11 protein-coding genes and 1 riboswitch are annotated in these 13,885 nt (G+C 68.6%); of the genes, 5 read left to right on the top strand and 6 right to left on the bottom strand.

Features of this window, described 5'->3' with window-relative positions:
- Window positions 1-121: 121 nt before the first annotated feature.
- The 6 genes from ACWDZ6_RS10055 to ACWDZ6_RS10030 form a co-directional block, all read right to left on the bottom strand.
- Window positions 122-1,141 carry a ribonucleotide-diphosphate reductase subunit beta gene (locus ACWDZ6_RS10055; RefSeq protein WP_451502484.1) on the bottom strand — a complete coding sequence of 340 codons (1,020 nt, stop codon included), beginning with the start codon at window positions 1,139-1,141 and terminating at the stop codon, window positions 122-124.
- A complete protein-coding gene (locus ACWDZ6_RS10050) occupies window positions 1,141-3,522 on the bottom strand; it encodes a ribonucleoside-diphosphate reductase subunit alpha (RefSeq protein WP_451502483.1) in 2,382 nt (793 codons plus the stop codon). The genes ACWDZ6_RS10055 and ACWDZ6_RS10050 overlap by 1 nt, the downstream gene beginning before the upstream one ends.
- 138 nt (window positions 3,523-3,660) lie before the next feature.
- A riboswitch (cobalamin riboswitch) is annotated at window positions 3,661-3,786 on the bottom strand.
- 247 nt (window positions 3,787-4,033) lie between these two features.
- Complete coding sequence (gene mctP, locus ACWDZ6_RS10045; RefSeq protein ID WP_451502482.1) at window positions 4,034-5,659, bottom strand: monocarboxylate uptake permease MctP; 1,626 nt, start codon at window positions 5,657-5,659, stop codon at window positions 4,034-4,036.
- Window positions 5,656-5,955 (bottom strand): DUF3311 domain-containing protein, encoded by a 300-nt coding sequence (locus tag ACWDZ6_RS10040; RefSeq protein WP_451502481.1) that lies wholly within the window; start codon window positions 5,953-5,955, stop codon window positions 5,656-5,658. Before ACWDZ6_RS10040 ends, mctP begins: the two co-directional genes overlap by 4 nt.
- Window positions 5,956-6,089: 134 nt before the next feature.
- The gene (locus ACWDZ6_RS10035) at window positions 6,090-6,293 is read right to left on the bottom strand and encodes a YbdD/YjiX family protein (RefSeq protein ID WP_451502480.1); all 204 of its coding nucleotides are present in this window, start codon (window positions 6,291-6,293) and stop codon (window positions 6,090-6,092) included.
- A gap of 371 nt (window positions 6,294-6,664) precedes the next feature.
- A complete protein-coding gene (locus tag ACWDZ6_RS10030) occupies window positions 6,665-7,429 on the bottom strand; it encodes a GntR family transcriptional regulator (RefSeq protein WP_366733147.1) in 765 nt (254 codons plus the stop codon).
- A gap of 285 nt (window positions 7,430-7,714) precedes the next feature.
- Between ACWDZ6_RS10030 and ACWDZ6_RS10025 the strand changes: the two genes are divergently transcribed.
- The 5 genes from ACWDZ6_RS10025 (at window position 7,715) to ACWDZ6_RS10005 (ending at window position 13,628) form a co-directional block, all read left to right on the top strand.
- Window positions 7,715-8,998, top strand: coding sequence for an extracellular solute-binding protein (locus ACWDZ6_RS10025; protein WP_451502479.1), 1,284 nt, complete (start codon window positions 7,715-7,717; stop codon window positions 8,996-8,998).
- 76 nt (window positions 8,999-9,074) lie between these two features.
- Complete coding sequence (locus ACWDZ6_RS10020; RefSeq protein WP_351457717.1) at window positions 9,075-10,070, top strand: carbohydrate ABC transporter permease; 996 nt, start codon at window positions 9,075-9,077, stop codon at window positions 10,068-10,070.
- Window positions 10,067-10,924 (top strand): carbohydrate ABC transporter permease, encoded by an 858-nt coding sequence (locus tag ACWDZ6_RS10015; RefSeq protein WP_326652490.1) that lies wholly within the window; start codon window positions 10,067-10,069, stop codon window positions 10,922-10,924. Before ACWDZ6_RS10020 ends, ACWDZ6_RS10015 begins: the two co-directional genes overlap by 4 nt.
- A 10-nt stretch (window positions 10,925-10,934) precedes the next feature.
- Complete coding sequence (locus tag ACWDZ6_RS10010) at window positions 10,935-12,485, top strand: glycoside hydrolase family 3 protein (RefSeq protein ID WP_451502478.1); 1,551 nt, start codon at window positions 10,935-10,937, stop codon at window positions 12,483-12,485.
- 72 nt (window positions 12,486-12,557) lie between these two features.
- A complete protein-coding gene (locus ACWDZ6_RS10005; RefSeq protein WP_451502477.1) occupies window positions 12,558-13,628 on the top strand; it encodes an SIS domain-containing protein in 1,071 nt (356 codons plus the stop codon).
- Window positions 13,629-13,885: the final 257 nt, after the last annotated feature.

Genomic DNA, 13,885 nt, shown 5'->3' with positions numbered 1-13,885 from the left:
CGGCAGAACATCTGAAACGGCCGGGCGGATGCGCAGAAGGCATCCGCCCGGCCGTTCAGCCCCCGTCCCCCGTATTCACATGGTCCTGTAGGCCTGGTCCTGACGGCCTGGTCATGAAGGCCTAGAAGTCGTCGTCGAAGCCGACCGAGCCCTCGACGGCCACCTGGTAGGCGGAGGGACGGCGCTCGAAGAAGTTGGTCAGCTCCTGAACGCCCTGCAACTCCATGAAGGAGAACGGGTTCTCCGAGCCGTACACCGGAGCGAAGCCCAGCCGCGTCAGCCGCTGGTCGGCGACGCACTGGAGGTACTCGCGCATCGACTCGGTGTTCATGCCGGGCAGACCCTCGCCGCACAGATCACGGCCGAACTGCAGCTCCGCCTCGACGGCTTCCCTCAGCATGTCGGTGACGCGCTGCTGGAGCGCATCGTCGAAGAGCTCGGGCTCCTCCTTGCGGACGGTGTCCACGACCTCGAAGGCGAAGTTCATGTGCATCGTCTCGTCCCGGAACACCCAGTTGGTGCCGGTGGCCAGACCGTGCAGCAGACCGCGGGAGCGGAACCAGTAGACGTACGCGAACGCGCCGTAGAAGAACAGGCCCTCGATGCACGCCGCGAAGCAGATCAGGTTCAGCAGGAAGCGACGGCGGTCGGCCTTCGACTCCAGCCGGTCGATCTTCTCGACCGAGTCCATCCACTTGAAGCAGAACTGGGCCTTCTCACGGATGGAGGGGATCTCCTCGACCGCGTCGAAGGCGGCCGCGCGGTCGGCCGGGTCCGGCAGATAGGTGTCCAGCAGCGTCAGATAGAACTGGACGTGCACCGCCTCCTCGAAGAGCTGACGGCTCAGATAGAGCCGCGCCTCCGGGGAGTTGATGTGCTTGTAGAGGGTCAGCACCAGGTTGTTGGAGACGATCGAGTCGCCCGTCGCGAAGAACGCGACCAGCCGGCCGATCATGTGCTGCTCACCGGCGGAGAGCTTGGCGAGGTCGGCCACGTCGGAGTGGAGATCGACCTCCTCCACGGTCCAGGTGTTCTTGATCGCGTCGCGGTAGCGCTCGTAGAAGTCCGGGTAACGCATCGGACGCAGGGTCAGTTCGAAGCCCGGGTCCAGCAGGTTCTTCTCGGTGTTCGGGGTGGTCATTACTGGCATGCCTCGCAGGACTCGGGGTTTTCGAGGGAGCAGGCGACCGCGTCCGCGTCGGGCTCCGACGCCTGCTGCATCGGGATGGGAGTGGCGGCCGCCGCAGCGCCGGAGCCGGCCGCGCGGGCGATCCGCGTCGCCGGGCGGGAGCGCAGGTAGTACGTCGTCTTCAGCCCCCGCTTCCAGGCGTACGCGTACATCGAGCTGAGCTTCCCGATCGTCGGCGTCTCCAGGAAGAGGTTCAGCGACTGGCTCTGGTCCAGGAACGGCGTACGGGCCGCCGCCATGTCGATCAGGCCGCGCTGCGGGATCTCCCACGCGGTGCGGTACAGCGCGCCGACGTCGGCCGGGATCCAGCTGAAGTTCTGCACCGAGCCGCTGGACTCGCGCAGCGCCTCACGGGTCTGCGCGTCCCAGACACCCAGCTTCTTCAGCTCCGCCACCAGGTAGCCGTTGACCTGGAGGAATTCACCGCTCAGTGTCTCGCGCTTGAAGAGGTTGGAGACCTGCGGCTCGATGCACTCGTAGACACCGGCGATCGAGGCGATGGTCGCGGTCGGCGCGATGGCGAGCAGCAGGGAGTTGCGCATGCCGGTCGAGGCGACCCGGGCGCGCAGCGCGTCCCAGCGCTCCGGCCAGTTCAGCTCGACGTCGTAGTGGTCGGGGTGCAGCACGCCGCGGGCCGCGCGCGTCCGGGACCAGGCGGGCAGCGGGCCATTGCGCTCGGCGAGGTCGCAGGACGCCTCGTACGCCGCGAGCATGATCCGCTCGGCGATCTTCGTGGAGAGCGCCTTCGCCTCGGCCGAGTCGAAGGGCAGACGGAGCTTGAAGAAGACGTCCTGGAGGCCCATCGCGCCGAGGCCCACCGGACGCCACTTGGCGTTGGAGCGGCCGGCCTGCTCGGTCGGGTAGAAGTTGATGTCGACGACGCGGTCGAGGAAGGTGACGGCGGTACGGACGGTCGCGTCGAGCCGCTCCCAGTCGATGCCGCCGTCGGCCACGAACGACCCCAGGTTGACCGAGCCGAGGTTGCAGACGGCCGTCTCACCGTCGTCCGTCACCTCGAGGATCTCGGTGCAGAGGTTCGAGGAGTGGACCGTGTGGCCCGGCTCCGCCGTCTGGTTGGCGGTGCGGTTGGAGGCGTCCTTGAAGGTCATCCAGCCCTGGCCGGTCTGGGCGAGCGTCCGCATCATGCGGCCGTAGAGGTCACGGGCCGGCATGGACTTCTGCGCGAGACCCGCGGCCTCGGCCCTGCGGTACGCCGCGTCGAACTCGTCGCCCCACAGGTCGACCAGCTCCGGCACGTCCGCGGGCGAGAACAGCGACCAGTCGGCGTCCGCCTCGACGCGGCGCATGAACTCGTCCGGGATCCAGTGCGCGAGATTCAGGTTGTGCGTACGCCGGGCGTCCTCACCGGTGTTGTCGCGCAGCTCCAGGAACTCCTCGATGTCGGAGTGCCAGGTCTCCAGGTAGACGGCGGCGGCGCCCTTGCGCCTGCCGCCCTGGTTCACCGCGGCGACCGAGGCGTCGAGGGTCTTGAGGAACGGGACGATGCCGTTGGAGTGGCCGTTGGTGCCCCGGATCAGCGAACCGCGCGAGCGGATACGGGAGTAGGAGAGGCCGATGCCGCCCGCGTGCTTCGAAAGACGGGCCACCTGGTGGTAGCGGTCGTAGATCGAGTCGAGCTCGTCCAGCGGCGAGTCCAGCAGATAGCAGGAGGACATCTGAGGGTGGCGGGTGCCGGAGTTGAAGAGCGTGGGCGAGGAAGGCAGGTAGTCGAGGCGGCTCATCAGGCCGTACAGCGCGGCGACTTCGTCCAGGGCAAGGACCGAATCGTCCTCGGCGAGACCGCAGGCGACGCGCAGCATGAAGTGCTGGGGGGTCTCGATGACCTGACGGGTGATCGGGTGCCGAAGCAGATACCGGCTGTAGAGGGTGCGCAGACCGAAGTAGCCGAAGCGGTCGTCGGCGGCCTGGTCGACGAGGGAGTCCAGCCGCGCTGCGTGCAGCGTCACGAACCGTGCCGTGCGGTCCGCGATCAGGCCCTCGCGGTGCCCGACCGCGACGGAAGCGGAGAAGGCAACCGCGCCCTGTCCGGCTGCCTCGTCCGCGATATGACGGGTCAGCAGCCGGGCGGCGAGCCGCGAGTAGGCAGGATCCTCGGAGATCAGCCCCGCGGCCGCGTCGGTGGCGAGGCTCCGTAGCTCGGCCGCGTCCGACCCGGCGTGCCGGCCGCGCAGCGCGGCGGCGGCGACGCGTCCGGGGTCGGTGTCGGGCAGATCGGCGGTGAGGTCCGTGAGGGTCCGCAGCAGCGCGGTCCCGGGGCCGTCGGCCACCTGCTCGGAGATGCCTGAAGCCGGATCGGCTGGCGCGATGGTCACGTGGTGCTCTCCCTCGCTCGGCTCTGGGCCGGCGGGGGAGGGGAGGCCGGTACGGGCGCACCCGTCGAAGGGCAGCACACCGTACGGCGTCCACCGGCCCAACCGCGAGGCCCGGACGTCTCGGCACCCGGTTCGGTCGAGCCGGATGCACCGTCGGCAGGTCCTCGGACTGGCGGGGTACGACAAAGCGCACCGCATCACACCGTTGCGGGACAGTTCCGGATTCGCACCGGATTCCCCTGCGTCGACAGCGAGCATGAGCATACATGTGGGGGCCGCTTGATGCGGCACCCCCCACATGTTGTGTCGTGGAGCACTGCGGCTCCAACGCGTAAGTGAGCAAGGCGATCCCGGGGATGGGCCGTGTCTCCGCCCCGGATCCCGCGTCCCCCGTCGTCGGCGGCGCTTGATCCGCCGGGCGCGGCGGGAAGGTTCAGCCCGTCCGCCCCACAGCAAAGGGCCGTCGCGTCCCCTCCCGGGAAACGCGACGGCCCTCACGCCGGCCGCACCGTCAGTGACTCACCCCCGCCGTCGCCGGCGGCAGTTCCACCTGGACGCCCGCGTCGCCCGCGTCCGCCGTGTAGTCCGACGGGCTGGTCTCGTCGACGCCCTCCGGGGCCTTGAGCGCACGCAGGACGAACGTCATGACCACCGTCACCACCACGTTCAGGATGAACGCCGTGAGGCCGATGTAGCCGATCTCGCCGATGCCCGGGATCTCCGCCGAGGAGCCGCCGAAGTGCTTCTGTGCCGGGCTCGCGACTCCGTACGCCGCCGACGTGCCGTAGATCATGCCGACCGCCCAGCCCGCCAGCAGCGCCCAGCGGTGGAACCAGCGCGTGAACAGGCCGCCGACCAGCGCCGGGAAGGTCTGGAGGATCCAGATGCCGCCGAGGAGCTGGAAGTTGATCGCCACTGTCTTGTCCATCGTCAGGACGAAGACCAGCGCGCCCACCTTCACCAGCAGCGAGACCAGCTTGGAGACCTTCATCTCCTGCGCGGGTGTCGCGTCCGGCTTGATGAAGTCCTTGTAGATGTTCCGGGTGAACAGATTCGCCGCCGCGATCGACATGATCGCCGCCGGCACCAGCGCGCCGATGCCGATCGCCGCGAACGCCACACCGGCGAACCAGTCCGGGAACATCGTCTCGAACAGCTGAGGGATCGCCAGCTGACCGTTCTGCACCTTGATTCCGGCCGCGATCGCCATGAACCCGAGCAATGCCAGCAGACCCAGCATCAGCGAATACAGCGGCAGGATGGTGGTGTTGCGGCGGATCACATCACGGCTGCGCGAGGACAGTGTGGCCGTGATCGAGTGCGGATACATGAAGAGCGCGAGCGCCGAGCCCAGCGCCAGCGTCGCGTAACCCCACTGGCCCGCCTCACCCGGCACCAGCGCGCCGCGTGGCTTCTCCGTCGCCGGGTTGACCTGTGCGAACGCGTCGCCCGCCTTCGCGAAGATGTCGTCGAAGCCGCCGAGCTTGATCGGGATGTAGATGATCGCCACCGCGATGACGATGTAGATCAGCGCATCCTTGACGAACGCGATCAGTGCCGGCGCCCGCAGGCCGGACGAGTAGGTGTACGCCGCCAGCACACCGAAGGCGATCAGCAGCGGCAGGTCCTTGACGAACCAGCTGGTCGTCTCGCCGCCGCCGACGCCCATCACATCGAGCACCGCCTGGATGCCGACCAGTTGGAGCGCGATGTACGGCATCGTCGCCAGGATGCCGGTGACGGCGACCGCAAGCGAGAGACCCTTCGAGCCCCAGCGCCCGCGTACGAAGTCCGAGGTGGTGACGTACCCGTGCTTGTGCGACACCGACCACAGCCGCGGCAGGAAGGTGAAGATCAGCGGATATACGAGGATCGTGTACGGCACGGCGAAGAAGCCCGCCGCGCCCGCCGCGTAGATAGCCGCCGGCACGGCGACGAACGTGTACGCCGTGTACAGGTCACCGCCGAGCAGGAACCAGGTGACCCAGGTGCCGAACGACCGGCCGCCCAGGCCCCATTCGTCGAGGCTGTCGCTCTCCGCCTTGCGCCAGCGCGCGGCCAGGAAGCCCATGACCGTGACGGCCAGGAAGAAGAAGATGAAGACGCCGAGTGCGACGCCGTTCACGCCGTCCTTCACTTCGACGCACCTCCCTTGCGGGCGCGCTGGTCACGCTGCCACAGCTGGTAAGCGATCATGGTGAGTGCGGTCGAGACGAGCACCCAGAGCATCTGGTACCAGTAGAAGAACGGGATGCCGATGAAGGCAGGCTCGGTCTTCGCATACGAACTGACCCAGAGCATCGCCACAAACGGCGCGAAGAGGCAGAGGGCGATGATCACGCGCACCGGCGTGATGACCGGCGGTTTCGCGTCAGGAACTTCAGGAACTTCAGGCAATTCCGGCGCTTCTGGCGCGCCAGGCTCTGCTGACATACGGCGGCTCCGTCCCCTCACCTGTGGCCTGTGTAATGCGCAGGCAATCTAGGCGAGGGTCTCGCGCAGAGTCACCCCCTGTTCGCATATCGGTACGGCAACAACTTTCAACCCCGCCGCCTTCACCAGCGGTTTCAGCAACAGGGGAAGCCTGAACCCGGGTCCGACTCCTGGCGGTCCGTCCGCATCCGCTCGAATTCCCGCCGGGACGGCACGGATACGGCCGGATCGTGGGACCGCGCGTGTGCGACATACCGGTTGTATGCCGTCTCGTCCATCAATTCGCGTACGTACCGGCGCACCGCGCCGACGGCCCGCCGCAGCCCGTTCAGCAGCATCCCGCGCCTCCCCCTTCTCCTCCTCGGTGGGCCGGAGTCCGGCCGGGGCTGTCAACGTCGACACCACATACGGCGCTTCGTCCGGCGTCGCGGTCCCCGGCCGGCGCACCGCCCGCGATCGCGGCGAAGCAGTCGTGCCGTGGCCGATGGAGTACGAGCCGAGGGCGGCGGCCACCATCCAGGTGGCCGACACCTCATCGCCGCGCGAGAGTGCCAGTACCTGCCGGCCGGCCGCGCCGATCGGCGCAACGGGCCTCCGGATGACGATGGTTCGGGAGTTTGCTGAGCGCACCGCTTCGTCCTCCCGTCGCTTGCGATGACGGGAGGACCGTAGAGCAGGAATGTCACCCGCGCCACACCACGTGCAGGACTCAGTCCTTGGGGCGCTGAAGCCTCGCCACGAACTTGTACCGGTCGCCGCGGTACACCGAGCGCACCCACTCCACCGGCTCACCCTGCGCGTCCAGCGAGTGGCGCGACAGCATCAGCATCGGCAGGCCCACGTCCGTACCGAGCAGCCCCGCCTCGCGCGGTGTGGCCAGCGAGGTCTCGATCGTCTCCTCGGCCTCGGCCAGATGAACGTCGTACACCTCGGCCAGCGCCGTGTAGAGCGAGGTGTACTTCACCAGGCTGCGCCGCAGTGCCGGGAAGCGCTTGGCCGACAGATGCGTCGTCTCGATCGCCATCGGTTCGCCGCTCGCCAGCCGCAGCCGCTCGATCCGGAGCACCCGTCCGCCGGTCGCGATGTCCAGCAGTCCGGCCAGCGTGTCGTCGGCCGTGACGTACCCGATGTCCAGCAGTTGCGAGGTGGGCTCGAGACCCTGGGCCCGCATGTCCTCGGTGTACGAGGTGAGCTGCAGGGCCTGCGAGACCTTGGGCTTGGCCACGAAGGTGCCCTTGCCCTGGATGCGCTCGAGGCGGCCCTCGACGACCAGTTCCTGGAGCGCCTGGCGCACCGTCGTGCGCGAGGTGTCGAACTCCGCGGCGAGCGTGCGCTCCGGCGGTACGGGCGTGCCGGGCGGCAGCGTCTCCGTCATGTCCAGCAAGTGGCGCTTCAGCCGGTAGTACTTGGGCACCCGCGCGGTACGGGTCTGTGCCCCGCCCTCGGTCTCGGTGCCGCCCCCGTCCGTGGCCATGGCCCGCCTTCCCGACTCTTGTCCTGCTGCCGTCACCGGCTCCTCCGTCTGTTGCGGCTCACATGGTGGCACGGTCCGGTCGCGGGTCGTCGACCTCCCTCAGGTGTCGGTCCGATAACGGAGGTGACAGCCCTTCTTATACACCCTTGACACCCCTAAAGGTCTAGGCCAAGCTCCGGGTACTGGTCTAAACCATTAAAGACCAGGTCCCAGCCCCACGAGCAGTACTCGTCGTATGTCTTCGCGGTGGGCAGGGGGGTTGCAGGCATCCCTGAGGAGGGTGGCGTGAAGCGCAAGCTCATCGCGGCGGTAGGCGTCGCGGGCATGATGATCGGCCTTGCGGCCTGTGGTGATTCGGACAAGGGCGGGGACAAGGCCGGCGGCGGCGACGCCAAGGAACTGACCGTCTGGCTGACGGTCGACGCCCAGAACAACTGGCCCGATCTGGTGAAGGCCGCCGACGACGCGATCGTCAAGAAGCACCCGGGCATCAAGATCAAGCACGAGTACTACGGCTGGCCGGACAAGAACGCCAAGCTCGACGCCGTACTCGCCACGGACAAGGCTCCGGACGTGGTCGAGATGGGCAACACCGAGATGCTCGGCTACATGACCAAGGGCGCGTTCGCCGAGGTCGACCCGAAGAAGTTCGAGCAGTCGGACGCGTGGCTGGACGGCCTCAAGGAGTCCGTCACCTACGACGGCAAGACCTACGGCGTCCCCTACTACGCCGGTGGCCGTGTCGGCACCTGGCGCAAGGACATCGCCACCGAGGCCGGCGTGAAGGCCGCCCCGAAGACATACGCGGAACTCACCGCCGCCCTGGACAAGATCCAGGAGAAGAAGGGCGACAAGTTCAGCGCCTGGTACCAGCCTTCGCCGGACTGGTACGCGGCGATGTCGTTCGTGTACGACGCCGGTGGCTCCATCGCCAAGAAGGACGGCGACACGTGGAAGGCCAACCTCTCCTCGCCCGAGTCCCTCAAGGGCCTCAATGAGTACAAGTCGATCCTCGACAAGTACATGCACGGCGACAAGACGAAGGACGAGTCCGACCGGCCGGTCGTCTTCGGGCAGGGCAAGTCCGCGACCATCTTCAGCGCTGCCTGGGAGGGCGGCACCGCCGCCGACCCGAAGAACGACAAGGTCGGCAAGCTCGCCGACAAGCTCGAGAACTTCGTGATGCCCGGCCCGAACGGCAAGGCCCTTCCCGTCTTCCTCGGCGGCTCCGACCTGGCCGTCCCGGTCAAGTCCAGGGCGCAGGAGGTCGCGGCCGAGTGGATCAACGCCTTCACCGGCGCCCAGGGCCAGAAGGGTCTGCTCGCCAAGGGCAACCTGCCCAACAACAAGACGGACCTGGCGACCCTGAAGAACGACCCGAAGACGGTGGTCCCGGCCACCGCCGCCGAGTCCAACTGGTTCGTGCCGATGGCGCCGGGCTGGGGTCAGGTCGAGAAGGCCCAGACCCTCAAGACGATGCTGCAGCAGATCGGCACCGGCAAGAAGTCGGTCGAGGACGCCGCGAAGGCCGCGGACGCCGCGATCGACAAGGTCATCAACACCAAGTGACCTATTCGGCAGGGCTCCGTCGCCGCGACGGGGCCCTGCCGCCCGTACCGGGAGAGGGACCGCTGAGGAGCACGGGATGAGTGCCGCAGAGACAACCACCGCCACGGTGCCGCCGACGCGGCAATCGCCACCGCCGGGGACCGGCGCCGCCGCCCCCGCAAAGCCGGGCAGAAAGCCGACAACGGGCGGCGCAGGAGTGCCCTGGCTGCTGCTCGCGCCCTGCCTGCTCATCCTTCTGCTGGTCCTCGGCTATCCGCTGGTGCGGCTGGTCACCCTCTCCTTCCAGAAGTTCGGGCAGCCCCAGCTGTGGGGCTTCAAGGACCCGGAGCCGGTCGGCTTCGGCAACTTCTCCAAGATCCTCGGGGACAGCGAGTTCTGGACCGTCGTCGTACGGACCGTGGTCTTCGCCTTCAGCGCCGTGGTCCTGACGATGGTCCTCGGCATGCTGGTCGCGCTGCTGCTGCAACGCGTCTCCGGCTGGGTGAAGACCCTGGTCAACATCGCGCTCGTGGCGAGCTGGGGCATGCCCATCATCGTCGCCACCGCGATCTTCAAGTGGCTCTTCGACGCCGATTACGGCGTACTCAACTGGCTGCTCTCCAGGCTGCCCGGAGTCGACATGATCGGCCACAACTGGTTCGCCAGCGGCCCCCAGGGCCTGGCCGTGATCATCCTTCTGGTGGTCTGGGGCGCCGTGCCCTTCGTCGTGATCACACTCGGCGCCGGCCTCACCCAGGTGCCCAAGGAGCTCGAAGAGGCAGCCCGTCTCGACGGCGCCGGCGCCTGGGGCGTCTTCCGCTTCGTCACCCTGCCGATCCTCAAGCCCATCATCGTGATGCTGACGACGCTCTCGGTGATCTGGGACATGGGTGTCTTCCCGCAGGTCTTCGTGATGCGCAACGGTCATCCCGAGGCGGAGTTCCAGCTGCTCACCACGTACTCGTACGACAAGGCCTTCGTCGTCAACGACTACGGCACCGGCTCGGCGATCGCGCTTGTCACGGTGATTCTGCTGCTCGGTGTGGTCGCGGTCTACATGCGCCAGATGCTCAAGATCGGAGAGGTGGAGTGACTTCGACCGCCGCGGCTCCCGCCGCCACCCGCCGTCCCGGGAAGAGCCGGCTCGGCTGGAATCTGCTCGGCCTCCTCGTCTTCGTCACCGCGGGCTTCCCGGTCTACTGGATGCTGAACACGGCGTTCAAGCCGGCCAAGGACGCCATCGACCCCGACCCGCACTTCTTCCCCGACGTCTTCACGACGGAGAACTTCCGGCGGGCCCTGGACATCGCCGACTTCTGGGGACCGGTCGGACGCAGCCTGACCGTCTCGCTCGTCGTGGTCGTCATCGGCATCGCGGTCGGCATGCTCGCCGCGCTCGCGATATCCCGGTTCGCCTTCCGCGGTCGCAAAATCGTGATCGTCGGGATCCTCGCGGTCCAGATGATCCCGTTGGTCGCCATGATCATCCCGGTCTTCCTGCTGCTGAACGACCTCGGTCAGTACGACAGGCTCACCGGGCTGATCATCACGTACCTGACCTTCATCCTCCCCTTCACGGTGTGGACGCTGCGCGGGTTCATCGTCAACATCCCCAGGGAACTGGAGGAGGCGGCGATGGTCGACGGCTGCACCCGCACCGGCGCCTTCGTCCGCGTGGTCTTCCCGCTGCTCGCTCCCGGCATGGTCGCCACCTCGGTCTACGGCTTCATCCAGGCCTGGAACGAGTATCTGTACGCACTGATGCTGATGAGCCAACAGAACCAGACCGCCACCGTGTGGCTGGGCAACTTCACCACCAAGAACGGCACCGAGTACGCCCCGATGATGGCGGGCGCCACGATGATGGCCATCCCCATCGTGATCCTCTTCCTCCTCGTCCAGCGCAAAATGGCCGCGGGTCTGACGGCCGGCGCAGTGAAGGGATGACGCCGTCCACATGACAACTTTCGTACGCAGTACAGACACCCTGACCCGCGACGCGCTCGCCGTCCTCCAGCCGGGCTTCGTCGGCACCACCGCACCGGACTGGCTGCTGCGCCGGATCGGCGAAGGCCTCTCGGCCGTCGGCCTGTTCGGCCGCAACATCGTCTCGCCCGGTCAGCTGGCGGCGCTCACCACGCAGTTGCGGGCCGAGCGGGACGACGTACTGGTCGCGATCGACGAGGAGGGCGGGGACGTCACCCGGCTCGAGGTGCGCACCGGCTCCTCCTTCCCCGGCAACTACGCGCTGGGCACGGTGGACGACACGGACCTCACCCGGGCCGTCGCCCGGGAACTCGGCCGCCGGCTCGCCGAGTGCGGAGTCGACCTCAACTGGGCACCGTCCGCGGACATCAACTCCAACCCGGACAACCCGGTCATCGGCGTACGGTCCTTCGGCGCGGACACGGCCCTCGCCGCCCGCCACACCGTCGCGTACGTCGAAGGTCTCCAGGCCGCCGGAGTCGCCGCCTGCACCAAGCACTTCCCGGGGCACGGCGACACCAATGTGGACTCGCACCACGCGCTGCCCCGGATCGACGTTGATCTCGACACGCTGCACGCCCGTGAGCTGGTGCCTTTCCGCGCGGCCATCGCGGCGGGTTCCAAAGCGGTGATGAGCGCGCATATCCTGCTTCCCGCGCTCGACCCGAACCGCCCGGCGACACTGAGCCCGCAGATCCTCACCGGTCTGCTGCGCGAAGAGCTGGGCTACCAGGGCCTGATCGTCACCGACGGCATGGAGATGCAGGCCATCTCGGCGGTGTACGGCATCGAGCGCGGCTCCGTCCTCGCGATCGCCGCAGGTGCCGACGCGATCTGCGTCGGCGGCGGGCTGGCCGACGAGGAGACCGTACTGCGGCTGCGCGACGCGCTGGTCACGGCGGTACGGGACGGCGAACTGCCCGAGGAGCGACTGGCCGACGCGGCCGCGCGGGTGCGCGCGCTCGCCGACTGGACGCGACGGGCCAGGGGGGCTGCAGCGGAGCCGGGCGTGGCTTCACAGGAGGGGACCGCGCCCGGCACCGACATCGGCCTGGTCGCGGCGCGCCGGGCGGTGCGCGTGACGGTGGGGGAGGCGCCGTACGAACCGCTGACGAGGGCTCCGTACGTCGCCGCATTCACGCCGGTCGCCAACATCGCGGTGGGGGACGAGACTCCGTGGGGAGTGGCGGCGGAGCTGGCCGAGATACTGCGGGGCACGACGACCGACACGTATGGCAGCGCGGATGACGGTTCGACCGATACGGCCTCCCTGGTCGGAAATGTGCTGGGTCTTGCCGGGGACCGTAGGATCGTCGCTGTAGTGCGCGACGTTCACCGCCACCCCTGGATGGCGGACGCCCTGGACACCCTGATCGCGGCCCGTCCCGACACGGTCGTGGTCGAGATGGGTGTGGACCGGGCGGAGCCGAGGGGGATCCTGCACATCGCGACCCATGGCGCCGCCCGCGTCTGCGGACGGGCCGCCGCGGAGGTCATCACCGGCAGGGGTGCCGGGGCCTGACCGACGCGGACCGTGCTGTACCGGAGACCCTTCCGTCCCCGGCACGAGGAACGCCACAGGGAGGCACCCAGCATGTCCGCCACGAATTCGGCCGCGCAGAGCGAGCGTCCCGGCCGGATCATGTCCGGCGAGATGGCAGAGCAGCCGGCGGTGCTGCGGCGCATCCTCCAGCAGGGCGCGCCGAAGATCCGTGAGGTGGCGGCGGCGATCGCGGCGCGCAGCCCGCGTTTCGTGCTGCTGACCGCGCGGGGCACGTCCGACAACGCCGCGCTGTACGCCAAGTACCTGCTCGAGATCCAGCTGGGTCTGCCGTGCGGGCTGACCTCCATGTCGACGACGACGGCGTACGGAGCACGGCCCGACCTGACCGACGTCCTGGTCATCACGGTCAGCCAGTCCGGCGGCTCACCGGACCTGGTGGCGTCGACTAAGGCGGCGCGGGAGGCGGGCGCGGTCACGCTGGCGGTGACCAACAACGCGGATTCCCCGCTGGCGGCGGTCTCCGAATTCCACATCGACATCCTGGCGGGCGAGGAGAAGGCGCTTCCGGCGACGAAGACGTACACCGCGTCGCTGCTCGCGCTCTATCTGTTCGTGGAGGGTCTGCGCGGCGGCGACGGCGCGGCCGCGAAGATCCTCCCCGAGCTCGCCGCGCAGACCCTGTCGCGCCAGGACGAGGTGCGGCAGCTCGCCTCCCGCTACCGCTTCGCCGAGCGGATGGTGATCACGTCGCGGGGTTACGGCTATCCCACGGCCAAGGAGGCCGCGCTGAAGCTGATGGAGACGAGCTACATCCCGGCCCTCGCCTACTCCGGCGCGGACCTGCTGCACGGCCCGCTGGCCATGGTCGACAACATCTCCCCGGTCATCGCGGTGGTCACGGACGGCAAGGGCGGTGAGGCCCTGCAGCCGGTGCTCGACCGCCTCCGCGACCGCGGCGCGGATCTGGTGGTGATCGGTCCCAAGCCCCAGGTCGACGCGGCGTCGGCGGGCTTCGTCCTCCCGGTGGACGGCGTCCCGGAGGAACTCCAGCCGATCCTGGAGATCCTGCCGCTGCAGCTGCTGGCGTACGAGGTGACGATCGCGCGCGGCCAGGACCCGGACGCGCCGCGCGCCCTGGCGAAGGTGACGCAGACGCACTGACGGGGGTTTTCCCGTCCTCCGGCGCCGGCGCGGGGAAACTGGGTTCCCGGCCCGGGGCCGGGCGGTGTGAGGGGCGCTGAGGGAAGGGGAGCACCCGCGGGCGGCGGGGAAGGGAGCACCCGCGGGCCGCGGCGCCGTGGCGGGACCCTCGGCCCGTACGGCACCGCAGCCCGGAGCTGCTCCGGCCGGCAGGTGTGCGGTCCCGCTCGGCCGTGTAAGAGGTCTCGACGCAGTCAGGGCAGAGAGCGCCGGGTACC

The sequence above is a fragment of the Streptomyces sp. NPDC002926 genome, assembly GCF_053591755.1.
Note: the sequence above shows the minus strand (reverse complement) of the source record. Positions and strands in the feature narration are given on the sequence as shown.